Below are 24,759 nucleotides of genomic sequence, written 5' to 3' on the forward strand. Positions count from 1 at the left end.
TGCCCCGGGTCTGCCCGGGGCACCGTCTCCCACACGCGCACCACCCCGACCCGAGGAACCGATGCACACCCAGACCAGACCGGCCCGTCGCCTCCGCGCGCTCAGCGCCACCGTCGCCGCGATCATCGGCCTGACCGCGGCCGTCGCCGGCACCGTGCCCACCGCGGCGACCGCCGCCTCGGGTCCGAGCACGTCCGTCACGGGCGGCACGCTCGACTGGGGGTTCAAGCAGTCGTTCCGGAACTACGTGCCGGCCGCAGGGCAGTCGGTGTCCGGCGGTGCGTCGAAGAACGCCGACGGCACGTTCCGGTTCACCGCATCGGGCGGCAGCTACGACCCCGCCACGCGGAAGCTCACCGTCACGGGTTCCGGTGCCGCGGTGTTCGATTACCGGGCACACACGTTCGTCATCTCGCTGCGCGACCCGGCGATCGAGCTCACGCCGACCACCGGCACCCTGACCGCCGGGGTCGACGTGCGGCTGGTGGACCCGACGACCGGTGCCACGACGTCCGACCCGGGGACGAAGCGCATCGCGTTCGCGACGATCGACGTCACCAAGGGCACCCGATCGGTCACCGACGGGAAGTACTCGTGGACCGGTCTGCCCGCCACGATCACCGCGGCGGGTGCAGCGGCCTTCGCAGCCGACGTCACCGGCGGCGGCAACCCGACGCAGTTCTACGCCGCGGGCACCGCGCTGGACCCGCTCTCGGTCGCCGTGACGGGCGACTGGGCTGCCGAGGGGACGGACGGTGACGGCGGTGCCGACGGTGACCAGGGGTTCAGCGACCCCGGCGTCCAGGGACTCGTGAGCACCGGCGTGCAGACCACGGTCGGTGACAGCACGATCGGCCGGGTCACCACGGTGGTGCGGGACGCCGCGCGCGCCCTGAACGTCGTGCAGGTACCGGCTGCCGGAACCGCCAAGGCGAGTTACTTCGTCGTGGACGACGACGGCAAGCGTCTCGCCGGGCCGATCGACCCCGGTGTCGCCACCTCGAAGCCGAGCGTCGACCCGTCGACCGGGAACATCGTCGCGACCGCGTCGTTGCCCTCCGCGGAGTTCGGCGGCACCGGCTCGAACGTCCAGGGCTACGTCGTCGTCGTGCGCGGCACGGACGCCGCGTACCGGGACGTCGTGCACGTGAAGCCCTCCGTCGCGGTGCCCGCCGCGAAGGCGTTCGCGATCAACCCCGCCGACGGTTCGATCGTCGCGCAGGTCGCCCCGGCCGCGAACGGCGGGTCCGCGGGGCTGCTGCGGGTGGCCGCGGTCGGTGCGGGAGTGGGAGCGGGTGCTGGTTCTGGTTCGGGTGGCTCTGGTTCCGGCTCTGGCTCTGGTTCCGGCTCTGGCTCTGGTTCCGGTTCGGGTGCGGTCACCGAGGTCGGCACCAGCCCCGCTGGCGGGACCGTCCGCGCCGTCACCCGCACGGCCACCCTGATCGGCTCGGTCACCGGGACGATCTCGTCGGTCGGCGTCGACTGGACCGGCAAGCGCGCCGTCGTCTTCGACCAGGCCGCCGCCCTCGCACGCGTCGTCGACCTCGACACCGGAGCCTCGGTCGCCGACGTGTCGATCGGCGCCACCGCGACGTCCGGGGCCGCCGGCGGGACCGTCGTCGACTCCCGGGGCCGGGCGTGGTGGAGCAACGACGGCGACGCCACCCTCCGAGCTGTGTCGCTGCGCGGGACCCCGGCCGTGACGACCTCGATCGACCGGGTCGGCGGTGCCGCGTACCTGGCCGTCGACGAGTCCGCGAAGCGCCTCTGGGTGTCGGCCGCCGGCAGCACCGACACCGGCAACGTCGTCCGCGCGTACGCGATCGACGGCAGCACCGCGCCCACGCTCGGTGCCGAGTACACGCCCGGCACCAGCTACACTGGCGACCCGATCGTGGTCGCCGCCGACGGCCGCGCGGTGGTCGGCGTCGTGAACGCCGCGACCGACGCCGCCGACCAGGGGCTCCGCACGTTCACGGTCGTGACCACCCCGACCGTCACGGCGCAGCCGGCCGACGTCGCCGTGACGCTGACCGGCGCGACCACCGGAACCGACGGCAGCACGACCCCCGCCACGCCGCAGCAGGTGTCCTTCGCGGTCACCACGACCGGGACCCCGACGCCCACCGTGCAGTGGCAGCAGCACACCCCGTCCGGCTGGGCCGACCTGCAGGACGGTCCCTCGGTCGCCGGCGCGACGACCAGCACACTCCGCATCACCGCCACCGAGGGGCTGAACGGCGACCGGTACCGCGCGGTCGCCACGAACGTCCTCGGTGCGACCGTCGTCGGTCGGGTCGCTTCGGACACCGCGACCCTGCGCGTCACCGTGCAGGCGCCGACGAACCCGGGTGGCGGGAACGGCGGCGGCGGGTCGACCGTCGTCGGTGCGGACGGGTCGATCACCGGGGCGGAGAACGCTCGGGGCGCCTCGACGAACGTGCGGCCGGCCACCGGACTCTCGACCGCGTCGGCGGGCTCGAAGCTCACCGTGACGGGCTCCGGCTTCACGAAGAACACGAACGGCTCCGGGCTGTACGTGCTGTTCGGGTACGTCACGGAGCACCCGAGCGCCGGGGGAGCGGCCGGAGCGGGCTACGACTACGTCCCCGGGTCCGGCGGCACCGGGCAGGACGGCCAGGGCTTCGTCGCCTGGCCCGACAACACCGGCACCGGCGCCGCAGCGACCGCGAAGCTCAGCGGCACGAAGAACGCCGGCTTCACGCAGGGCGGCGTCATCGCGCGCTCCACGTTCACCGGCCAGTCGACCAAGCGCGTCGACTGCCTGTCCGGGGCCGTGCAGTGCGGTGTCCTGACCATCGGTGCGCACGGCGCCGCCGACGCCGCGCTCGAGACCTTCACGCCGGTGTACTTCGCCGGACAGACGGTCCCCGGCACCCTGCCGACCGGTCCGACCACGGGTGGCACCGGCGCAGGCAACGGCGGCACGGTCATCCAGCCGCCCGTCGTGCAGCTGCCGCCGGCCGCCACCGCACCGACCATCACGAATGCCTCGGACACGGCGCCGACGGCCGCGCCGATCGCCGCGCCGACCGCTGTGCCGCGGCACACCGCCGCCCAGCCACGGAACAGCGCGAAGGCGCCCTCGGCCGCCGAGCCACCCACGGCCCCCGCCGGGGACTCCGACGAGCTGGCACGCAAGATCGACGCCGGCGACATCACCACCGTCGCGGCCGCCGACGCCGGGATCCCCGACGAGGTCACCGCCGGTGACCAGCTCGAGCTCCGCCTGCCGTGGACGGGCGACGACGAGGGCGGGAGCGTGTGGACGTACTCCGAACCGGTGCAGGGCGACGACTTCACCGTCGAGGACGCCACGGCCACCGCCTCGGTCGACACCAGCGGCCTGGAGGTCGGCGACCACCACGTCGTGCTCGTCGGTGACGAGGGAACGGTCGTCGCGGTGCCGTTCACCGTGGTCGACGGCGTCGGAGCGGTTGCCCAGTCGGCCGACTCCGGAGCCGGGACCGTCGTGGCGGCGGCAGACGGCGGCGCAGACGGTGGGACGTCCACCGAGACGCTGCTGCTCGTCGTGATCGGGTTCCTCGGCGGGCTCGTGGTGCTCGCGATCGGCTTGGTCGTGCTGCTGCTGACCGGGGTGCTGCAGGTTCGGACGCGTCGGAAGCCGGTGGTGGCATCGGCTGCGGCGGGCGTCTGACGACGGCGTCAGCGCCAGACGCCCCGTAGTGCGCGAGACGCCTTCGAATCAGGGGGCGTCTCGGCCGCTCCGGGGCGTCGTGCGATGACGACGGCGTCGTGCGGCCGGCGGCGTCGTGTGACGTCAGGCGCGGGCGCACCCGAGCCCGTCGAGGAACAGCGCCTCGGCCAGGGCCATGTGCTCGATCTCGGACGGATCGACGCTCTCGTCCGGCGCGTGCACGTTCGCAGCCGGCTCGGACACCCCTGCCAGGATGACCTCGACCCCCGGGATCGCCCGTTCGAGTGTCGCGCAGAGCGGGATCGATCCGCCGCCGCCGAGGGAGCCCACCGACGACACCCGGTACGACGACGCCAGTGCGCTCCGGAACGCCGACGAGTACCGCCCCGCCGTCGCCCGGAAGCCGTCGCCTGTGCCCGTGACCCGCGCGGTGACCTCGACCCCGGAGGGCGCTCGCCGCAGCAGGTGCGCCACGAGCAGTTCGCCGGCGGCAGCGGGGTCGACACCCGGCGGGACCCGGAGGTTCAGCGCGGCACCGGCGGTCGCCTGCACGGACGGCGACGACCCGGCGACCGCCGGCGCATCGATGCCGACGACGGTCAGCGCCGGCCGTGCCCAGACCTGGGATGCCGGGTCCCCGGAGCCGATCGGCACCGCGCCGTCGAGCAGCCCGGCATCGGCGGCGAACCGGTCGGCGTCGTAGGGCAGGCCGTCCCAGGTCTGCGAGGCCTCGAGTCCGTCGACGGTGGTGTCCCCGGCGTCGTCGCGCAGCGTGGCGAGCAGGGCCACCAGGGTCGCGACGGCATCGGGTGCGGCACCGCCGAACATCCCCGAGTGCACGTTGCCGTGCAGCGCTCGGACGCGCAGCTCGACGAACGCCGTGCCGCGCAGGGTGGTCACGAGCGCGGGGACCCCGACGGCGGCGTTGCCGGCGTCCATCACGACTGCTGCGTCGACGTCGGCGAAGTCCGCTGCGTGGGTGGACACGTACTGCTCGAGGCCGTCGGTGCCCTGCTCCTCGGACCCCTCGACGACCACGACGAGTCCGACCGGGAACGATCCGTGCACGTCGAGCAGGGCCCGCAGCGCCACGAGGTGGGTGACGACCCCGCCCTTGCAGTCAGCAGCACCGCGACCGTACAGCCGGCCCTGGCGCTCGGTCAGGGTCCACGGGTCGCTCGTCCACGCCGCGAGGTCGCCCGCGGGCTGGACGTCGTGGTGGGCGTAGAGCAGGACCGTCGGGGCGCCGGGCGGCGCGGGGTAGGTCGCGAGGACCGCCTGCGAGCCGTCCGACGTCGAGACGAGGCTCGAGGTCAGGCCGAGGCCGTCGAACGCACCCCGCACGCGCTCGGCGACGCGGCGGCAGTCGTCGAGCGACTGCACGGCCGGGTCGTGGACGGACGGGACGGCGACGAGCGCCGCGAGCTCGTCGAGCCCCGCGGGCATCCCGGCGCGGACCGCGTCGCGGAGCGGGTCAGCGGACACGGACGCCTGCAGCGCTGCGTCGCCGGTGCTCACGAGCGCCCGATCTCCCAGATGCGGAACTCACCAGAGGCGTCGACCGACTTCGTCAGCCCGGTGAGCGACTTCTGCCCGATGACGTTCTCCTGCCCGGCGAGCAACGGGATGAGCGGCACGGACTCGGCGGTGTCCTGCTGGATCTCCTCGATCTGCTTGGTCCGCTCGGTCGCGTCGGCCTCGACCGCCTGCGCGGCGACCAGTTGCTGCACGGCCCGGTCGTCGAAGTGGTTCGCGAGCAGGTTGACGTCCTCGGAACCGTAGGCCGGCGTCAGGTACGACGAGGCGTCGGGGTAGTCCTGGAAGAACCCGAGCTGGAAGACCGGGTACTCGCCCTTGCCGACGTTCCCGACGTAGGTGTCCCAGCTCGCCGACTGCAGGTCGACCGTGAACAGGCCGGTGTCCTCGAGCTGCTGCTTGATGAGTGCGTACTCGTCGTCCGACCCGGAGCCGTAGTGGTCGGTCGTGTACTCGATCGGCAGCGCGACGGGCGTGCGCACGCCGGCCTTCTGGAGGATGGCCGCGGGGTCGGCGCCGTCGTACTCCGTCTGGAACGCATCGGTCGCGCCGGTGAAGTCGGACGGCACGATCGAGTACGCCGGAGCGTAGGTGCCCTGGTAGACGTCCTTCGCGATCGCCGCGCGGTCGACCGTCGCGGCGACGGCCTGGCGGATCGCGGTCTTCTGCGCGGTGTCGTCACCGGGCATCGTGTCGAGGTTGAAGCCGAGGAACCGGACCTCGCCCGACGAGCCCTGGACCCGCTGCAGGCCGTCGTCCTCGGACAACGAGGTGACCTCGGTCGGCGTGAGCTGGCGGTACGCCACGTCGGCGTCACCCTCCTGCACCGCGAGCTTGAGGTCGGCGGACTTCGTGTACTGCTTGATCGTCACGCTCGACGACTCCGGCGCGGTGCCGTCGTACTCCTTGTTCGCCGTCAACGCGATGGTCGCCCCACCGTCGGCCGATTGCTGCAGCGCGTACGGACCGGACCCGACGACCCCGTCGTCCGCGTGGACCTTCGTCCCCGAGAACACACTGCTGTCGACGATCGCCCCGGCCATGCTCGCCAGGACGTACGGGAACGTCTGGTCGTTCGCCTGCTTCAGGGTGAACGTGACCTCGTCGCCGTCGGCCGCCACGGACGCCATGTTGGCGAGCAGCGACCCCGGACCGTTCTCGGAGCCGATGCCGACCTGGCGCTCGAACGAGAACACGACGTCCTTCGCCGTCAGGGCGTCACCGTTCGAGAACGTGAGCCCGTCGCGGATCCGGCACACGTAGTGGGTGCCGTCGGTGAAGTCGCACGACTCGGCGACCTCGGGACTCGTCGTGGTCTTGCCGGCCGGGTAGGTGAGCAGGTGTTGGTACAGCTGCGTCTGCACGGTGTAGCTGCCGCGGTCCCAGGCGCCGGCCGGGTCGAGCGAGGTGACGGGATCGGTGGTCCCGATCACCAGGCCGTCGGAGACGTCGGTGGACGCCCCGGTCGAGGCGCAGCCGGTGAGCACGGCGGCGACGGCAGCGGAGAGCGCGAGCGCGGAGAGGAGTCGGGTCGTCACGGGGTTCCTGAGGGGGATGGTTTCGAGAGGGAGAAACGGGGATGTGCGGCCCCGCCGGTCGCGAGGTCGGCGATCATGTCGCCGAGCAGCGGTGCGAACTTGAAGCCGTGGCCGGAGAACCCGGTCGCGACGGTGACGGGACCACGTCGGTCGATCACGAAGTCCTCGTCGGGGGAGTTGTCGTACAGGCAGCTGATGAAGGTCGGCTTCGTCGCGTCGACACCGGGCACGTACCGCGCGGCGTAGGCCTGCAGCCGCTCGGCCTCGGCCGGCACGGGCGTGAAGTCGCGGTGGTCCGGATCGACGACGGGGCCGGTGCCGTGGAACCCGACCTTGACGCCCTCGCCCGGGGTGAGCAGGCCGTACACGTCGTCGTCGGCCGCCCAGTGCACGAAGCTCGGCCACGCCTGGTCCGGCAGACGGCTGGGGAAGTGCGCGGGCTGCTCCTGGGTGACGCGGATGGCCGGGAGGCCCGCCCCGCGTCCGGCGAGCAGGTCGCCGACCAGCGCGGGGGCCCACGACCCCACGGCCGCCACCACGGACGCGGTGCGGTGGGTGGACCCGTCCGACAGCGTCACCGTCACGTCGTCGCCGTGGTCCTCGAGCCCGCTGACCCGCGTGTCGAAGCGCAGCTCGGCGAGCCCCGTCCGTTCCGCCAGGGTGAGGAACACCTCGATGGCGCGGTCGGACCGGATGCGACCGGCCGTGGCGTGCTCGAGCACGTGCCCCTCGAACGCGATCCCCGGCCAGCGTGCGGCTGCGGCGTCCGGGCTGAGGGTCTCGTGCGGGATGCCGGCGTCCGTCAGCGCGGCGGCGATGGCGTCGACGACCTCGGCGCGGCCGTGGTCGACGGCACCGGTGCGGACGATGAGCTCCTCGCCCGCAGCGCCCTCGAGCGCTTCCCACAGCACCAGGGCGCGGGAGGTCAGGGCCACGTACTCGGGGTCGGCGTAGCCCTGCCGGAAGATCCGGGTCGCGCCGTGGGACGAGCCGTTGTGGTGCCCGCGCGCGTGCTGCTCGATGAGCAGGACGCGCTCGCCGCGGAGTGTGAGGGCGTACGCGGTGGCGGCGCCGACGACCCCGCCGCCGATCACGACGTGCGTCGGGGCCCGGTCGCTCAGCACGTCGCTCAGCACGTCGCTCATGCCACGGCTCCGGCTCGTCGGGCGTCGGCCTCGCGTCGCGCCGGCATCATCGCCACCACCTCGGCCTCGGTCGGGGCCGCCGCCGGGAACCGTGCCGGGGCGTAGCGGCTCGCGTCGCCGAGGGTGGTCGTGCCCGTGACGCTCAGTTCCGCCGCGATCCGCCCGAGACCTGGGCCGTGCGTGACGCCGGACTCGTTGTCGCCGCCGGCCACCACGAGTCCGTCCAGCTCGGGGACCGCGCCGACGATGAAGTTCCGGTCGGCGGTCATCGAGACGACGCCCTGTGTGGGGGTCTCGTCGACGCCGAGCACGCTCGCGGCGGCGGGGATCAGCCGGGCGACGATCGGGTGCAGGTAGGTCCGCATGGCGTCGAGCAGGTCCGTGCGAACCGGTCGGCGGTCGGGTTCGTCGCTCCGGTCCGCACCGCCGACGTGCAGCGGCTCGTACCCGGGGCCGGCACCGTACGTCAGGCCGCCGCGGTGTTCACGGATCCACAGGCCGTGCAGCTCCGGCAGCATCAGGGTCGGCAGGGTGCCCGGCAGACCGAACGGCGTCGTCACGAGCCGGCTGGCGACGACCCGGACCGTCGGCAGCTCGCGCCCGAAGGGGGCGAGGAGGGCGTTCGTCCAGCTGCCGGCGGCGAGCACGACCTTCGCGGCGTCGATGACCTCGCCGTTCGCGGCCCGGACGCCCGTGACGGAGCCCCCACGGGCCTCCAGACCGGCGACCAGCGTGTGCTCGCGGATCTCGACGCCCCGCGCACGGACCGCGTGCACCAGCGCTGCGGCCGTGTCCGGCGCACTGATCTGGATGCCGTCCGGATGGAGGAAACCCGCGGTGACGGCGGCCGGGTCGAGTCCGGGCACGAGGTCGGCCGCCTCGGCCGGGGTGAGAGTCCGCGCCCCGGCTGGGCGGAGCGGGTGCTGCTCGAACGGCGGCAGGTGGTCGGCCCGGCCCTGCTCGGTGACGGTCAGCCAGACGTTGCCGTTCTGCCGGTACCCGGTCGGGCCGTGGCCGGCGCCGGCGAGGTCGCGGTAGAAGTCGATGCCGTACTGCTCGACGTCGCGCTCGGACTCGTTCCAGTACCAGGCGTACCCGGCTGCCCACTGGCCGACGAACCCGGCACCCGCGGTGGTGGTGCCCCCGGCGACCGTGCCGCTGTCGAGGAGCAGGACCCGCTGCCCGAGCGCGGCGAGGTGCCACGCGGCGCTCAGCCCGATGATGCCGGCGCCGACGACGACCACGGGGGATCCGGAGGAGGACATGGAGCGAGCGTAGTGTCCCGAGGTCCCCGACAGGTGTCGTTCATGACGCCGTGTGACGCGGTGCAGAACGGCGATCGCCGCCCCGGTCGATCAGTGGTCGATCAGCGGTCGAACGCGTCGAGCACCGCCGATGCCGACCGGGCCACCAGGGCGTCGTCGTAGGCGGCGTCGGGGTCGTTCCGCGTGGTCAGGACCGAGAGCACGATCGGGTCGCCGCCGGGCGGGGTCACCCGCGCCACGTCGTTCCGGATCGGTCCGGCGCCCCCGGACTTGTCGACCACGACCCAGCCGTCGGGTGCCCCGGCCCGGATGAGTGCGTCGCCGGTCGCGTTGCCGCCCATCCAGTCGACCAGCAGCGCGGTGTCGGCGCGGTCCAGGGTGCTGCCGTCGAGCACGGTCGCCAGGGCTGCGGTGAACGCCGCCGGGGTCGTGGTGTCCTCGGTGCTGCCCGGCTCGATGGTGTTGAGGTCCGGCTCGCCGTGGACCACCTCGGTGGTGGTGTCGCCGAGCTCGGTCAACGCGGCGTCCAGGCCGCTCGGACCGCCGATGCGGGTGAGCACGAGGTTCAGGGCCGTGTTGTCGCTCATCCGGACGGCTGCCTCGGCCAACTGCTCGTACGACAGCCCGTCGGCCACGTGCTGTTCCGTCACGGGGGAGTACCCGGCAGCGGCGACGTCCGCGGCCGTCCAGTGCACGACCTCGTTCCGGGCGTCCGCGGGCACCGAGCGCAGGAACTGTGCCGCGGCGAACGCCTTGATGGTCGAGGCGTAGCCGAAGCGTCGGTCGCCGTTGTACGCGACCGTCTCCCCCGTGACGGTGTCGGTCGCGACGACGCCGACCGTGGCGTCGTACTCGCGTTCGAGGCCCGCGAGTGCTCGGCGGACCGCGGCGGTGGTCGCGGCGTCCGTCCGCGTCGTCGTCGTCGTCGCAGGGGTGCTCGTCGGTGTGCTCGTGGACCGTGCGGACGACGTGGCCGACGCGGTCGGTGCACCCGGGCCGCCACCGGAGCACCCGGCGAGGACGAGCACGGTGACGGTGCCGCCGACGACCAGGGGGAGAGCACGGCGCATGGGAGCACCCTGCCGCTCGACCCTGGTCACACGCCGGGAACCGGCACCCCGACCCGGGCGACGGAGACCTGCGTCCCGACACCCCGTTCGCGTGCGAGGTCGATCAGCCGGGCCGCGACGGCGAGGTCCTGCGCGCCGAGCCCGACCGAGTCGAACACGGTGATCTCGTCGTCTCCGGTCCGCCCGGGTGCGCGTCCGGCGACGACCTCGCCGAGTTCCGCCGGGTGGAGGTCCTGCGGGACCGCCCCCTCGACCACGGCCTCGAGCAGGTCACCCGACTTCGTCCAGGCGGTGGCTCGGCTGTCGACGAAGAGCGTGCCACGTGCCATCGCCGCGCCGTCGAGCTCCCGGTGCGTCGGGCGGGGACGTGCCCCGACCGCGTTCACGTGCTGGCCGGCGTGCAACCAGGCACCGCGGACGATCGGGTCGACCGAGGGCGTCAGGGTGCAGAGCACGTCGGCTTCCTCGACCACGCGCCGGACCTCCGGCACGACCATGCACCGTCGGGCCACGTCCGGTCCGACGGCCTCGAGGAACCGGGTGACCGTTCCGGACGACCGTGACCACAGGACGATCCGCTCGAACGGTCGCGTCGCCTCGAAGGCACGGACGTGCTCGACGGCGAGGTTGCCCGCGCCGAGGATCCCGAGGGTCCGGCTGCCCGAGCGGGCGAGGTGCTTCGTTGCGACGACGGTGGTCGCCGCGGTCCGTGCCCGGGTGATCGTCATGCCGTCGAGCACGGCGACGCACTCACCCGTGACCGACGAGGACACCAGGATCGTGGACCGCTGCGACGGCAGTCCCCGCGCAGAGTTGTCGGGGATGTCGGCCATCAGCTTGACGGCGACGAGCCCGAGTCGGTCGGAGCGCACGGCCATCGGCAGGAAGAGCGCGTCGTCGGCGCCGGTCAGGGCGACCGGAGCCGGCTGCTGCATCGCGCCGGTCCCGAGGTCGGCGTGGACGGCCTCCACGGCCCCGACGACGTCGACGGCGTCGATGAGACCGGCGACGTCGGCGGCGCCGAGGACGACGGTCACGACGCGGTGACGGCGGTCGAGGCGCCGAGCAGCTCCTCGAGCGACGGGGTGTGGGTCGTGAGGCCACCGTCGAACAGGATGCGCATCCAGCGGTCCGAGGCCTCGCGGTCGACGACCGCGGAGTCCCAGACGCCCCCCGCAGCCATCTCGTCGGCGGCCCGTCGCAGCAGGGCGGCGTCCTTCTCCGGCCACCGGGCGGCGAGCACGGCGGCGATCTCGGCGTCGGCGTCGCCCGCGGTGATCTTGGCCATCGCGGCGGCGATGCCGTCCATGAACCGGTCGACCCGGTCGCCGAGCTCGTCGATGCGGTCCGTGCGCGTGTAGTAGACGCTGTTCGGCATCACGCCACCGGCGTCGAGGTGCCGGAAGACGATCGTGCCCCCACCGGCTGCGACGAGTTCCTGGGCGGAGACGAGGTCGAGGATGATCGCGTCACCGAGCCCGCCCTGGTACAGCTCGATGAGCATCGCGGTCGACAGGTCGCGGACGAAGCGGGTCGCCGCGACGTCGAACCCGGCCTCGCGGACGAGTCCGGCCGTGAACTCGTACGGGGCGCTGCCGCCGGCGCCGGGCGCCAGGACGACCTTGCCGGCGAGCCAGTCCAGGGTGATCGGGGTCGTCTCGTCGCGGGCGACGATGGTCATCGGGAACCCGTGGTTGAGCTGGCCCACGACCGACAGCTTGCGCGGGGTCCCGGCGTACATCGCGGGGACCCAGAGACCGCCGAGGGCGAGGTCGGCCTCGTGCGAGTCGATGTCGTCGAGGACGCCGGTCCACGGGTCGCAGGCCTTCGCGGTGACGGCGAGACCGCGCTCGGCGAACAGTCCGCCCACGTCGGCGACGTACTCGGGCAGGTAGTTGAGGCCGTTCGCGGTCGCCGAGATCTTGAGGGTGTCCATGGTGTTCTCCGATCGTGGGGTGGTGGGCCGGGGTGTCCGGCCCACCGGGGTGGTGCGGGTGGTCAGGTGGGTCAGGCGGTGGTGGTCGAGAGGGCGTTCTCGTTGACGTCCTCGAGCGACCGGCCGCGGGTCTCCGGGGCGAAGCGCGACGCGACCACGAGGACCGCGTACATGACGGCGGCGAGTCCGAAGACGCCGGCGAAGGCCCAGGAGCCGTACAGCGCGATCGCGGCGAACGGCATGACCGCTCCGGCGATGTTGCCGATGCCGTTGACGATCGAGGCGCCGGAGGCACGGATCGCGGTCGGGTAGACCTCGGCGGTCCACGCCGCGAGGGTCGTGTTCGTCAGCATCGTGAAGAACTGGAACAGGGCGCCGAGCACCAGGATCGCGGCGGTGTCGTTGCCGAAGGCCGCGAACGCGAGGGCGGTGAGGCAGCCGAGGATGCCCGCGACGGCGATGAGGGGCCGTCGTCCGACGCGGTTGGCGAGGAGCGCCGCTGCCGTGCACCCGAGGAGCGATCCGATGTTCATGATCATCGTGTAGAGCAGGCTCTGCGACACGGTGTACCCACGCTCGACGAGCAGGGTCGGCATCAGGAAGTTCAGCGTGACCTGCACACCGAAGGCCATCCACGAGGCGACGCCGATCGCGATCGTCCGGCGGAGCACCAGCTTGTGGAACACCGCTGCGGGCGACGAGTGCAGGGCGACCGGGGGCAGGTCGGCCGGCGTCAGGCGCACCGGGGGAGCGGCGTCGGCGGGCGGGGTGAGCGTGTTCGAGGCGAGGATCGCGAGCGAACGGTTCGCTTCGTCGACCCGTCCCTTCGACAGCAGCCAGCGAGGCGTCTCGGGCAGCTTGCGGCGGTACAGGACGACGAACAGGGCCGGGATCGCGAGGATCACGAACGTCCAGCGCCAGACCTGGTCGTCGCCACCGAGCGGGACGGCCAGCGGGCCGAGCAGCAGCAGGAACAGGCCGTAGGAGATGAAGTTGCCGATGCCGCCGGCACCGACGTTGATGGTCGCGATGAGGCCGCCGCGGTACTTGGTGGCCACCATCTCGGACAGCATCGCGATGCCGATCATGAACTCGCCACCGACGCCGATCCCGACGATGAACCGGCTGACGAGCAGCATGTCGAAGTTGAAGGAGACGGCGCTGAGGAGGCCGCCGAGCGTGTAGACGAGCAGGTTGAGCCCGAGCGAGAACCGCCGACCGTACTTGTCGGCGAGCCAGCCGGCCAGGAACCGGCCGACCAGGCCACCGAGGACGGTGGCGGTGTTGATCGTGGAGAGCTGGACGTCGCCGATGGCGAGCGAGGCCTTGATGTTGGTGGCCATCGCGCCGATGGAGTTCTGTTCGAGCGTGTCGAAGAACTCCCCGGCGAGGATGAGCATGAGGACCCCGAACTGGGCCCGGGTGAAGCCGATCGAGTCGAGGGCGGAACCGACGCCGCCGGAGGACGGGGTGGCGGAAGCGGTTCGGGTTGGTGCGGTGGAGCGGGTTACAGCAGTCATTCGTAACTCCAGCGGGGGAAGAGTGAGGTGGGTGCACCGTGCGGTCACTCTTTTGTATACGAAAGGCTGTTTCGGGCTGGTTTCGAACACGAGACAGTTCGTTACGGCTGCCTGAATCACCTGGATATTCAAGCATCCAGACGAAGCCACGCCAAGCTCGCGGGCTGTTTTGTATACGTTCTTACGGGTTCAGGGCCCGGTAGATCGCTTCGTCGCGGCGCAGGTGCTCGTCCATCAGCAGCCCTGCCTGCACCGAAGCGCCGCGCAGGATCGCGCCGGCGACCGCGGTGTGGTCGTCGCTGCTCGACGCCACCTCGTCCTGCGTCACGCGCTCGAACGCCCACGCCGTCTGGTGGATGAGGTGGTCGATCATCGTCTCGAGCCGGCTGTTCCCCGAGGCTCGTGCCACCAGCCCGTGGAACGCGAACCGCGGTGACTGCGCGGCCTCGACCTCTTGGTCGGACCGGTGTTCGCGACCGACGGCACGGAGCAGGTCGGCGCACTCGCCACCCTGGCGACGGGCGGCGAGCTCGGCGGCGAGGACCTCGAGTCCTCGGCGGATCTGCATGAGCTCGATGACCACCTCGGTCGAGGAGTCGGCGACCCGGACGCCCTTGAACTTCTCTGACTCGACGAACCCCTCGGTCTCGAGCTGCCGGAGTGCTTCGCGCACGGGGACCCGCGAGACGCCGAAGCGTTCGGCGAGGGCGTCTTCCTTCAGCCGGGAGCCACGTGCGAGCGTGCCGGCGATGATCTCGGCCCTGATCGCCTTGAGGACAGATGCCGGCTTGGACTCCACAGCACGATGCTAGTTGGAGCGAGTGACGGGAATCGAACCCGCGCTACCAGCTTGGGAAGCTGGAGTTCTACCATTGAACTACACTCGCGCGCCCCGCAGAACGGGACTCGGCAAGCCTAGCGGATTCTCGCCTGGAAGCCAGCCGACCGCGCACCGTACGCCTCCTGTCGGGCGTGTGTCGTGCCTCCCGAGTCTCCGCTGTGAGCACGCCAGCCTGACGGACAGGTGTCGTCGTCGTGTGTACCGTCCAGGGAGTTCCAGCGCCGAAGAACCCGAGGAGGACCCGGATGGTCAGGCATCCCCTCATCGACGACGTGGTCGGTCCCGCCATCGTGGTCGAGTCCGCCTCGCCGGTCGTGTGGCTGACGGACGCGCTCGCCTCACTGCTCCGCCGTTCGGCGGACGCCGGCCGCATGGTCGTGCTGCGGACCGGACGCGAATCCGCGATCACCCCCGCCCTGCGGCACGCGCTCGGTGCCTACGGTGCCGCGTGGGCCGTCGCCGACTTCGACGGGACACTGCGCGACGGCCGGACGGGTGCAGCAGCCTCGGGCATCGAGGACTTCGTGCACCGCGGCCCCGAACTCGTCGGCACACCGTCGCCCGAGCACCCCGTCGCAGCCGACTCCGTCCGCCAGATCAGCATCGACCTGACGCTCCGTCACCACGCCGAGCGTGCCGTGGACATGGGGTCCGCGATCGAGGCCCTGTGCCACACCGTCGGCACCTGCCCCACCCGCTGGGGCACCGCCGAACCGCTCACCGTGCCGTGGGACCGATGGGTCGTCACGCAGTACGCCAAGCACGAGGCACCCGGGGTGTCGACCTCGTACGCCGTCGGCGAGGGCTTCTCCGCGACGATGACCGCCCACCTGGTCGGTGGCGTCGTCGTCGAGACGATGTCCGCCGTGTTGACCGTGCCCGAGGAGAACACCGACCCGGAGCTCGCGAACCGCCTGTTCGACGCCGTGCAACAGGTCGCCGACCAGGTCGTGCCCGTCTTCGGTGTGGTGATGCAGCGCCGGGGGGACGCCGACCACCTGATCCGCGCGGTGTCGCACGGCGAGCCGTCGCCGCTCGCCGTCGTCGTCGGACCCGAAGCCTCCGAGTTCCTGGACCGCGACGGGGTCTGGCCGCCACCGCGCACCACGACGGCGACGTTCGGCACCCGATCCGGCGCAGGCGACCGGTCCGGCGCAGGCGACCGGTCCGGCGCAGGCGACACCGGCACCGCTGAGAGCGACGTCGTCGACGGCGGCATGATCGTCCGCTTCGAGGACGGCTGGGAAGCGCTCGAGTCCTTCCTCGACCGCATCGACGAGGACCGCTTCCTGCAGCTCGTCGGCGGAGCGCCCCTCGACCCGGCCCACGACGAGGGCACGCTCGACGGGCACGTGCGGGACAATCGCGTGGCAGGCGGTCAGGGTGCCGCGTGACGTCACCATCCTCTGCCGCCAGCCGGTCGAGCCGCGGGAGGTCGCCGAAGCGCTGCTCCTGCACGACGAGTCCTGGGGTGTCCGAGCCCTCGACGACGGCCCGATGCTGCAGGTCTGCCGCGACGCCACGCACCCGGTGATCACCGTGCTCGGGGTGCGGCGGGTCGACTCGTTCGACGAGGTCGAACGGATCCTGCCGGACGCCCCCACGATCGCGACGCCGCTGTGGTGGGTCGACACCGTCACCCCCGCGGGGGCCGACGGCGAGTCCGGGATCTCGGCGGCGCTCGAGGCCGCACTCGACCTCGACGCGGTCTGCATCGTCCACGGCGACTGACGGAGCCGGGCGCGACGACTGACGGAACCGATGCGGCCCGACGCGACGACTGCCGGAGCGACTCGTCGCGCGGATCGGCCACGCGGTGCCCCCAGTTCTGGTGAGAACGCGGGTTTCGAGACCCGCGAGTACCCAGCACCGCTCTACGGTGTGAGGACCCGAGCCGACGAGCCGGGCGAGCACGCTCCTCGTCGGCACCCTTCTCACTGAACAGGGCTCCAGTGCGTACACACCACCAGGGGCGCGCCGTCGCGCGCGCTCGCAAGATCCTCACCGGCGTGGTCGTCGCCGGACTCGCGGGCGTCGCGCTCGTCGGGCTCGGCACGACCACCGCGTCCGCCGCGGTACCCGCGCAGACCACCTTCGTGAACGAGGGGTTCACCGGCGCGAGCGCCGGCACCGCCTACATCCTGCCGTCGACCCAGTCCGGTGCCGCGAACGTCGCGTGCCTCACGGCGAAGCCGGCAGCCGGCTCGTCGAACACCGGCTCGGTCCCGACGTGTGCCGGTGCCACGGACGCGGACGGCAGCGGCGCGCTCCGGCTGACCGGTGCGGAGAACAACCAGGCCGGTGGCCTCGGTGCGAAGCAGTCCGTCCCGATCACCAAGGGCGTCGACGCGGTCTTCGACAGCTACCAGTACAACGGCACCTCGGCCGACGGCATCGTCTTCTACCTCGCCGCGACCGACCCGTACAACCCGACCGTGCCGGCGAAGATCGGCTACCTGGGCGGTTCGCTCGGCTACAGCGCGAGCACCGCGAACAACGCGCAGGGCCTCTCCCACGCGTACCTCGGCATCGGCCTCGACCGCTTCGGCAACTTCGGCAACCGCGAGTTCGGCGGCACCGGCTGCACGACCGACCAGGGGACGAACCGGACCCTCACGGCGAACGCCGTGACCGTCCGTGGCCCCGGCGACGGCGGCACCGGTTACTGCGTGCAGTCCCGCACCGTGGTCAACGGGTCGCTCAACAAGACCGGTGTCACGGACCGTGCGCAGGCCAAGGTCCCCGTCGAGATCGTGATCAACCCGACGTCGTCGGCGCTCGCCGCGCAGGAGAACACCGCGGTGTCCGTCCCCGCGGGGCAGTACGCGGTCGTCTTCACGTCCATCGGCGGCTCGCAGCAGGTCGTGCGTGGCGCGCTGCCGAAGCTCACCACCGGCAACGCCGCGAACGTCGACCCGTCGTGGGTCGACCCCGCCACCGGCTACCCCTACAAGCTCACCTACGGGTGGGTCGCGGGCACCGGCGGGCAGAACGACATCCACGAGGTCAACTACCTCCGCACCACGACGGCCGCCGGTCCGGTGCCGGTGCTGACCGCCAGCACGGGAGGCACGGCCACCGTCGCACACGCCGGTTCCGGCGCGTACACGGTCACCCCCACCGTCTCCGCTGACGGTGGCTCCGAGTCGCAGCTCGTGCGCACGACCACCACGTTCCCGGCGGGCGTCACGCCCGACGTCTCCGGTGTGACCGGTGCGGGCTGGACCTGCCAGCCGCCCGTCGGGCAGGTCGTCACGTGCGACCAGGCCGTCGACGCCGCATCGCCCCTCGCCCCGGGCACCGAGCTGCCCACCCTCTCCATCCCGTACTCGGTCACGGGCGCAGCGCGCACCGCGACGATCTCCACCGTCCTGGCGTCGACCGACGCCGAGGCGGTCACCGTCACCCGCGGCCTGACCGTCGAGCCGCAAGGTACGACGCTCACGGTCGCCGACGCCACCGCGACCGTGGGCGACACGGTCACGCTGACCGCCCAGGTCGCGTCGTCCGCGAAGACCGGTGCCACCGCGCCGACCGGCACCGTCACGTTCACCGACACCGAGACCGGCGCGGTGCTCTGCACGGCGACGATCGTCGACGGTGCGGCCTCGTGCGACACATCGACGTCGACGGTCGGCTCCCGCGGGGTCACCGCGACCTACGAGGGTGACGCGGACCACACCGCTGCGACCAGCACGGGCACGCTCACCGCGACCAAGGTGCCGACGGCCGTCGCGGTCGAGTCGACCCCGACGTCCGCTGCGTACGGCGAGCAGACCACGCTCGACGCCACCGGCCTGGGCTCCGGCTCGGAGACGGTCGCCGCGCCGACCGGCACGATCGAGTACCGCGAGGGCACCACCGTCCTGTGCACCGCGACGCTCCCCGACACGAGCTGCGTGGCCGAGGGCCTCGGCGCCGGCACGCACACGGTGACCGCCGTCTACTCCGGCGACGCGCTGCACGCCGGCTCGACCTCGGTCGCAGTGGACCTGACCGTCCGCAAGGCCTCGGCGGCCATCGGCACCCAGCCCGGCACCGGTGGCGGCGACCCGAGCGACGGCGGCGGGCCGTCCGTACCCGACACCACGGTGACGGTCACGCACGGCGAGACCACCACGCTCGACACCCCGAACGTGCCGGAGGACGCCACCGGCACCATCGAGTACGTCACCGACGACGGCACCGTCCTGTGCACCGCGACGCTGCCCGACACCACGTGCGCGATCCCGTCCGACCTGCCGGGTGGCAAGTACACCGTGCACGCCCACTACAGCGGCGACGACAACTACGAGGCCGCCGACGGTGCGCCGTTCGAGCTGGTCGTGACCGCGCAGTCGACGGAGCTCGTGGCGAGCACCGACGCGACGGCTCCGGTCGTCGGCTCGAAGGTCCGCCTGACTGCATCCGGCCTGCCCGCCGGCGCGACCGGCACCGTGACCTTCACGGCCGCGGACGGCTCCGTCCTGTGCACCGTCACGTTGCCCGAGACGACCTGCGAGACCGACGCCCTGCCGGTCGGCACGAACACGGTCTCGGCTGCCTACAGCGGTGACGCGTCGTTCGCCGCGTCGAGCAGCGCGCTCGAGATCGTCGTCGCGGCACTCCCCGCCGTCGAGCCGACGCCGGGGCCGACCGACGAGCCGTCCACGCCGGAGACCTCGGCGCCCGCATCGGCACCGTCGGCAACCGCGCCCGTCACGCCTGCGCCGACCACCACCGGTGCGCTCGCGTTCACGGGTTCGCCCGTGGCCGTGGGCACCGCCATGGCACTCGCCGCAGCGCTGCTCATCGCGGGCCTGGTGCTCCTGATGGTCCGTCGCACCCGGGCCGCTCGCGGCACGGTCGCCGACACCACCGCGGAGTAACCGACCGCACGGACGAGGACGGCGCCCCGGGCAGTTGCCCGGGGCGCCGTCCTGTTCGTGCGCCTGGTGTCCGTCAGTCGCGGCGCGCGGTGTCGGACGCGTTGATCGCCGCCAGACGTTCGTTGTACGCCTTCAGGTCGGCGTCCCCGTCGCGTTCGGCCTTGCGGTCGAGCCGCTTCGCGTCGCGCTTGTCCGTGCGGATCCAGTTCCGCACCACGAGCAGCGCGACGAAGACCATCGGCAGCTCGGAGGCGCCCCAGGCGATGCCGCCGCCGGTGTGCTGGTCGTCGAGCAGTGCGGCGTCGTTCGTCTGGCCGAGTGCGTGGAACCAGTCGATCGCGAACACCGACTGCGAGGTCATCACGGCGACGCCGAAGAACGCGTGGAAGGCCAGCGTCGCGAGCAGCGCGATGATCAGGATCGGGTACGGCGGCCGTTTCGGCCCCGGGTCGACGCCGACGAACACCCAGAAGAACAGGTAGCCGCTCAGCACGAAGTGGACGACCATCGCGACGTGCCACTCGTGCGACTGCATCGCCGCCTGGTACGCCGGCGTGAAGTAGAACACCACGAGCGACCCGGCGAAGATCACACCGGCGACGGCGGGCTTCCCCATGAACTGCATGTACCGCGAGTGCACGAAGAGCATGAGCCACTCGCGGGCCCCGCGGGAACCGTCGTTGCGGACCGGCAGGGTGCGCATGGCCAGCAGCACCGGGCCGCCGAGCACGAGCGGCAGCGGCACGAACATCATGAGCAGCATGTGCTGGACCATGTGCGACGAGAAGTGGATCATGCCGTACACGGCCGGTCCGGCCGACGTGGTCCAGACGAACAGGGCGCAGCCGATGACCCAGGCGATGGTGCGCCCGACGGGCCACTTGTCGCCGCGCTTCCGGAGCTTCCGCACGGCGAGCAGGTACCAGACGGCACCGACGACGGCGAGCCCGAGCCACACCCAGTCGATGTGCCACTGCGTCAGGTACGTGTGCATCGTCTGGGCCGGCGGGAACGGGAACCCGATCAGGCCGGAGCGGGTGTCCTCACCGGTCTCGGGCGTCTGCGGGATCGGCGGCTGCGAGCGGGACACGGCCACCGAGACGCCGATCGCCACGGCCATGAACACGATCTCGGCGAGCGCGAACCGGGTGAACCGACGGCGGTCGAGCGGCGCGCGGAGCAGCCCGGGCACCAGCTTGCGGCGCTGCACGACGCCGGCGACCCCGAGCAGGACGAGGATGACGGCCTTGACCGTGATGAGTGCGCCGTACGGGGTCGTGACGAGGTCGAGCGGACCGGTCAGCCGCAGCGAGGCGTTGACGATGCCGGAGAACGCGACGGCGCCGAACGACCACCCGGCCAGCGTGGAGTACCGGGAGACCACCCGACCGGTCGCGCCCTTCGTGCGGGTGCGCAGCAGCACGACGGCGACGAGCCCGCCGGCCCAGACGCACACCCCGATCAGGTGGATCGCGAGGGAGTTCACGGCGTTGGCGTGCTCGAGCGACCCGGCGGCGTGGCCGGACAGCGCCAGGGGGAGCAGGGCGAAGAGGCCGAACACGGTGGCGACGGCGAGCGTCGTGACCCGGGTGGCGAACGCGGCGAGCACGGTCGCGATGAGGATCGCCGCCGCAGAGACCACGAGTGCCTGACCGATCTCGACCTGGAACGCGAACAGCATGAAGTTGCGGGCGAACACCGGACTGGTGAGCGGGACGCCGAGGGTGTTGGCGCCGGTCAGCACGACGGTGACTGCCGCGGCGAGGAACCAGATCGATCCGGTCGCCGCAGCCCAGCGCGTGGCACGGTGCTGCACGCTCGACAGTGCCCGGTGGTCCTTCTTCTGTGCCGGCAGCGCGAACGCGGCGACGATGAGCAGGCCGACGGTCAGCGCCGCCATGGTGTCGTGCACCACGCGGGCGATCGGCAGGCCGTACTCGACCACGTCACCGGCGGACACCAGCTGCTGGTTCGCGGTGAACGCCCCGGTGATCGTCAGGCCGAGGATCGAGCACGCGACCGCGAGCGGGATGGCGACGACCAGCACGGTCGCGACGGTGGACGTGCGCGCGGTGACGGGCGCGGATTCCGGCGCCGGGCCTCCGGGCTGGGTTGCGGGGGACGTGACGGTCATCAACCTTGTTCCAGGGACGCGTGCGTCCGCGAGACCGCGGACCCTCCATGGTAGGCGGGTCGGTCTGGAGGCGCGGTGTCAGTCCGCAGCGCGCGCTGCGGTCCGCCTCAGGCTCGCGCCGACGACCCCTGCAGGTCGCGGATCCGGCCCAGTTCGTCGAAGTCGACCGTGATGGTCCCGTCCGCCAACGTCAGCGTGCGCCCGTCCCAGGGGACACCGCGGAGCGACGCCCAGCTCCCCACAGCGCGGCGGTGGTCGTGCACCTCGGTCGTCTGCAGGCCCTCACCGAAGACGCGGACCATCCGGGGCACCGTCGGTGGCGCGAACAGCAGGCCCTCGAACAGCACCCAGAGGCGGGAGCCTCCGCCGACGTGCCCGCCGAAGCCGAACCACGAGCCGGTCGCCAGCCGTGCCGCGATCGACATGTCCCACGCGAACTCGTACCCGGCGTCTGCGGCGTCGGCCTGCCGGTGCTCGCCGAACGGGACCTCGCCCTGCACGAGTTCCGGGATGCCGAGCCGTTCGCCCAGCGCGCGGGTGGCGTTCGCGGCGGCGAGCACCGACGCGGGGTACTGCGACGGATTCGCCCAGCCCCAGAGCCAGGTACGCGGCCCCGGTGCGGCCGACCCCAGGAGCTGGATCCGGAACTCGCCCGGGTGCGGCCCGACGAACTGCAGGGTGCCGGCGGCGAGGTCGACGTTCCAGCGCTCGTGGTCGTCGTACCGGTCGGCGAGCTGCAGCTGCGCCTCCCAGGCCAGGAAGACCCCGTCGCTGACCAGATCGTCCATCCCCCGTGAGCGCGTCATGGGGGAACCCTACGCCGGGCGGTGTTCCCAGATCCCCTCGCTGCCGACGCCCACGAACCCGACGGCCTCGTTCACGTCGAGCATCGGGCGGTTCTCCTCGGCGTTGAAGGTGATGATCGACGGGTGCCCCGGGTGGTCACGCTCGATCGTCTCGATCCCGACGACCTTGAGCAGCCACCCGAGCCGGTGTCCGCGGTGCTCCCGCAGCACCAGGGTGTCGCCCTGCATCACCGGCTGGACCACGGGCCCGGGGACGGCGAGCTGGGTGAAGCCGACCAGTGAGCCGGACGGCACGTCCTCCACAGCCACGGTGCGCATCGTGCGCGGGCCGTCGTCGAGGTGCTGCTCGTGCGTCCGGAGTCGATCGACCGTCCAGGCGTCCTCGGGCTCGGCCATGTCGCCGGACGGGGCATCGGTGCTCATCCGGGTCAGGAGGAGTGCGACGTCCGTCTGCCACAGGGGCGGAGTCGGTCCGGCCCAGGTGTGCACGCGGTACCGGTCGGCCGCCGCCCGCGTCGCCGCCGCGCGGATGCCGGAGAGGGCATCGGCCTCGGCTGGGAGCTCCAGACGGCTGATCCGGTTCACCTGGCCGAACCGCCAACCCCGGCCCGTCAGGAACCGGACTCCGGGGTCGTCCTCGGGCACGACGCCGAACCCGGTCGGTGCACGGAGGTACCCGCTGCGGAGCCGACCTGCCGTGACACGGCGTACGTCTTCCACTGCGTGCGGCCCTGCTGCCTCGCGACCGCTTCGACGTGCTCGGCCAGGAGCGTGCCGATGCCGCGGCGCCGGTGCTCGGGCGCCACGCTGACCGCCATCCAGCAGTTCGGGGAGTCCGCGACCGCCTTCGAGTCGTAGGAGCCGGCCCCCACCGCGGTCCCCACGTCGTCACGGGCCAGGAAGAGTCGGCTGGGCGCGTCGGGGTCGATCAGGTACGGCAGTTGTTCCTCGGGCGTCCAGAGCAGTTCCGGCAGTCCGGTGATCGACACCTCGGCGCGGTTCTGCACGTCGACCCACTCGCGGAACGCCTGCACGACCCCCGGGTCGTCGTCCATCGTGGCGGGGACCACGAGTTCGTGGACGGTGTACGCGGTCATGTCGGTTCCTCCCGGCGGTGCGACGCCGCCCGACTCCGGACCGCCTCGCAGCATATCGGCGGGGGTCCACTGCCGCTAGGCTGCACGGCGTGCTGCTCTCCGATCGCGACATCACCGCCCAGCTCGCCGAGGGCCGGATCGGTCTCGACCCCCACGACGCCTCGCTCGTCCAGCCGTCGAGCATCGACGTGCGGCTCGACAAGTTCTTCCGGCTGTTCGACAACCACAAGTACCCGCACATCGACCCGGCGGTCGACCAGCCCGACCTGACCCGGCTGGTCGAGACCGACCCGGACGAGGCCTTCGTGCTGCACCCCGGCGAGTTCGTGCTCGGCTCGACCTACGAGGTCGTCACGTTGCCCGACGACATCGCCGCGCGGCTCGAGGGCAAGAGCTCGCTCGGACGCCTCGGGCTCCTGACCCACTCGACCGCGGGCTTCATCGACCCCGGCTTCTCCGGCCACGTGACGCTCGAGCTGTCGAACGTCGCGACGCTGCCGATCAAGCTCTGGCCCGGCATGAAGATCGGGCAGCTGTGCTTCTTCCAGCTGTCCAGCCCTGCCGAGAAGCCGTACGGCTCGGCCGAGTACCAGTCGCGCTACCAGGGCCAGCGTGGGCCGACTCCGTCCCGCTCGGCGCAGAACTTCCACCGCGCGGACGTTTCAGCACGCCCCTGACCGCGGTCCACCCGACCCGGAACGACGTCATCGACGTCGTGCGACATCGATGCCGTCGTTCCGAGTCGACACCGCCATGTCTCCCAGCGGACGAAATGTCGCATTCTGTGTATCGTTGCAGCATGTCCGCAGTCCCTCCACGTCCGATGCCGACGGTGTCGGCGGCCGCGCTCATCCGTGACGCCCGTGACCGCGCCGAACTGACGCAGGTGCAGCTCGCTCGTCGGGCCGGTGTCACGCAGAGCGTCATCAGCACGTACGAGAACGGCCGCCGTGAACCCTCGCTCGCCGCGCTCCAGCGCATGCTCCGGGCGGCGGGCTTCACCACGTCGATCGACCTGCTGCCGGTCGAGGACCCACCGCCCCTGCGGGAACGCGTCGCCGCCGCGCGACAGGACCTGATCGCCGTCGTCGAGCGCTTCGGTGGTCGGAACCCGCGGTTGTTCGGCAGCGTCGCCCGCGGGGACGACGGCCCGGGCAGCGACGTCGACCTGATGATCGACGTCGACGCCGGGCTCGGCATCTTCGCGCTCATGCGCATCCAGGACGACGCCGAGCGACTGCTCGGCGTGCGTGTCGACGTCGTGGACGCCGCCGGCATGAGCCCCGAGGTCGTCCGACGCGCGGTGCCCCTGTGAGCCAGGAGC

19 protein-coding genes and 1 tRNA gene are annotated in these 24,759 nt (G+C 72.2%); 6 read left to right on the forward strand and 14 right to left on the reverse strand.

Features of this window, described 5'->3' with window-relative positions; genetic code table 11:
- The first annotated feature begins 61 nt into the window (after positions 1 to 61).
- Complete coding sequence (locus EDF40_RS00950) at positions 62 to 3,679, forward strand: HtaA domain-containing protein (RefSeq protein WP_123339983.1); 3,618 nt, start codon at positions 62 to 64, stop codon at positions 3,677 to 3,679.
- A gap of 123 nt (positions 3,680 to 3,802) precedes the next feature.
- Here the strand turns inward: EDF40_RS00950 and EDF40_RS00955 are convergent, their stop codons facing one another.
- The 10 genes from EDF40_RS00955 to EDF40_RS01000 all read right to left on the reverse strand — a co-directional run bounded on the left by EDF40_RS00955 (position 3,803) and on the right by EDF40_RS01000 (position 14,576).
- Positions 3,803 to 5,197, reverse strand: a complete 1,395-nt coding sequence (locus tag EDF40_RS00955) for a M20/M25/M40 family metallo-hydrolase (protein ID WP_260213035.1) — start codon at positions 5,195 to 5,197, stop codon at positions 3,803 to 3,805.
- Positions 5,194 to 6,753, reverse strand: a complete 1,560-nt coding sequence (locus EDF40_RS00960; protein WP_185002616.1) for an ABC transporter substrate-binding protein — start codon at positions 6,751 to 6,753, stop codon at positions 5,194 to 5,196. The genes EDF40_RS00955 and EDF40_RS00960 overlap by 4 nt, the downstream gene beginning before the upstream one ends.
- On the reverse strand, positions 6,750 to 7,898 hold the full coding sequence (locus EDF40_RS00965) for an FAD-dependent oxidoreductase (RefSeq protein ID WP_260213038.1): 1,149 nt from the start codon (positions 7,896 to 7,898) through the stop codon (positions 6,750 to 6,752). The genes EDF40_RS00960 and EDF40_RS00965 overlap by 4 nt, the downstream gene beginning before the upstream one ends.
- Complete coding sequence (locus tag EDF40_RS00970; RefSeq protein WP_123339985.1) at positions 7,895 to 9,163, reverse strand: FAD-binding oxidoreductase; 1,269 nt, start codon at positions 9,161 to 9,163, stop codon at positions 7,895 to 7,897. Before EDF40_RS00970 ends, EDF40_RS00965 begins: the two co-directional genes overlap by 4 nt.
- Positions 9,164 to 9,264: 101 nt before the next feature.
- Complete coding sequence (bla, locus tag EDF40_RS00975; protein ID WP_123339986.1) at positions 9,265 to 10,233, reverse strand: class A beta-lactamase; 969 nt, start codon at positions 10,231 to 10,233, stop codon at positions 9,265 to 9,267.
- 26 nt (positions 10,234 to 10,259) lie between these two features.
- Entirely contained in the window at positions 10,260 to 11,270 is a 1,011-nt protein-coding gene (locus EDF40_RS00980) for an ornithine cyclodeaminase family protein (RefSeq protein ID WP_123339987.1), read from the reverse strand.
- Positions 11,267 to 12,169, reverse strand: coding sequence for an ABC transporter substrate-binding protein (locus EDF40_RS00985; RefSeq protein ID WP_123339988.1), 903 nt, complete (start codon positions 12,167 to 12,169; stop codon positions 11,267 to 11,269). Before EDF40_RS00985 ends, EDF40_RS00980 begins: the two co-directional genes overlap by 4 nt.
- A 71-nt stretch (positions 12,170 to 12,240) precedes the next feature.
- Complete coding sequence (locus EDF40_RS00990; protein WP_260213056.1) at positions 12,241 to 13,689, reverse strand: MFS transporter; 1,449 nt, start codon at positions 13,687 to 13,689, stop codon at positions 12,241 to 12,243.
- A 181-nt stretch (positions 13,690 to 13,870) separates the two neighbouring features.
- The gene (locus EDF40_RS00995; RefSeq protein ID WP_123339989.1) at positions 13,871 to 14,488 is read right to left on the reverse strand and encodes a GntR family transcriptional regulator; all 618 of its coding nucleotides are present in this window, start codon (positions 14,486 to 14,488) and stop codon (positions 13,871 to 13,873) included.
- A 14-nt stretch (positions 14,489 to 14,502) separates the two neighbouring features.
- Positions 14,503 to 14,576, reverse strand: a tRNA-Gly gene (locus EDF40_RS01000).
- Between the two features lie 199 nt (positions 14,577 to 14,775).
- On the opposite strand from EDF40_RS01000, the gene EDF40_RS01005 reads away from it, so the two are divergent.
- The 3 genes from EDF40_RS01005 to EDF40_RS01015 all read left to right on the forward strand — a co-directional run bounded on the left by EDF40_RS01005 (position 14,776) and on the right by EDF40_RS01015 (position 19,398).
- Positions 14,776 to 15,924, forward strand: a complete 1,149-nt coding sequence (locus EDF40_RS01005; RefSeq protein WP_123339990.1) for a DUF6177 family protein — start codon at positions 14,776 to 14,778, stop codon at positions 15,922 to 15,924.
- A complete protein-coding gene (locus tag EDF40_RS01010) occupies positions 15,914 to 16,261 on the forward strand; it encodes a hypothetical protein (protein WP_123293483.1) in 348 nt (115 codons plus the stop codon). The genes EDF40_RS01005 and EDF40_RS01010 overlap by 11 nt, the downstream gene beginning before the upstream one ends.
- A 221-nt stretch (positions 16,262 to 16,482) precedes the next feature.
- On the forward strand, positions 16,483 to 19,398 hold the full coding sequence (locus EDF40_RS01015) for an Ig-like domain repeat protein (RefSeq protein WP_123339991.1): 2,916 nt from the start codon (positions 16,483 to 16,485) through the stop codon (positions 19,396 to 19,398).
- A gap of 73 nt (positions 19,399 to 19,471) precedes the next feature.
- On the opposite strand, the gene EDF40_RS01020 is transcribed toward EDF40_RS01015, so the two are convergent.
- From EDF40_RS01020 to EDF40_RS01035, 4 genes are all read right to left on the reverse strand, one after another.
- Positions 19,472 to 21,532, reverse strand: coding sequence for a cytochrome c oxidase assembly protein (locus EDF40_RS01020; protein ID WP_123339992.1), 2,061 nt, complete (start codon positions 21,530 to 21,532; stop codon positions 19,472 to 19,474).
- Between the two features lie 107 nt (positions 21,533 to 21,639).
- Complete coding sequence (locus tag EDF40_RS01025; RefSeq protein WP_148053840.1) at positions 21,640 to 22,338, reverse strand: DUF6882 domain-containing protein; 699 nt, start codon at positions 22,336 to 22,338, stop codon at positions 21,640 to 21,642.
- 9 nt (positions 22,339 to 22,347) lie between these two features.
- Positions 22,348 to 22,983, reverse strand: coding sequence for a hypothetical protein (locus EDF40_RS01030; protein ID WP_123339994.1), 636 nt, complete (start codon positions 22,981 to 22,983; stop codon positions 22,348 to 22,350).
- On the reverse strand, positions 22,950 to 23,435 hold the full coding sequence (locus EDF40_RS01035; RefSeq protein WP_185002618.1) for a GNAT family N-acetyltransferase: 486 nt from the start codon (positions 23,433 to 23,435) through the stop codon (positions 22,950 to 22,952). Before EDF40_RS01035 ends, EDF40_RS01030 begins: the two co-directional genes overlap by 34 nt.
- A gap of 89 nt (positions 23,436 to 23,524) precedes the next feature.
- Between EDF40_RS01035 and dcd the strand changes: the two genes are divergently transcribed.
- Together dcd and EDF40_RS01045 are read left to right on the forward strand one after the other, a co-directional pair.
- Complete coding sequence (dcd, locus tag EDF40_RS01040) at positions 23,525 to 24,112, forward strand: dCTP deaminase (protein ID WP_123339996.1); 588 nt, start codon at positions 23,525 to 23,527, stop codon at positions 24,110 to 24,112.
- 122 nt (positions 24,113 to 24,234) lie between these two features.
- On the forward strand, positions 24,235 to 24,750 hold the full coding sequence (locus tag EDF40_RS01045; protein ID WP_185002620.1) for a helix-turn-helix domain-containing protein: 516 nt from the start codon (positions 24,235 to 24,237) through the stop codon (positions 24,748 to 24,750).
- Positions 24,751 to 24,759 lie beyond the last annotated feature (9 nt).

The organism is Curtobacterium sp. PhB170 (assembly GCF_003752345.1).
GTDB lineage: Bacteria > Actinomycetota > Actinomycetes > Actinomycetales > Microbacteriaceae > Curtobacterium.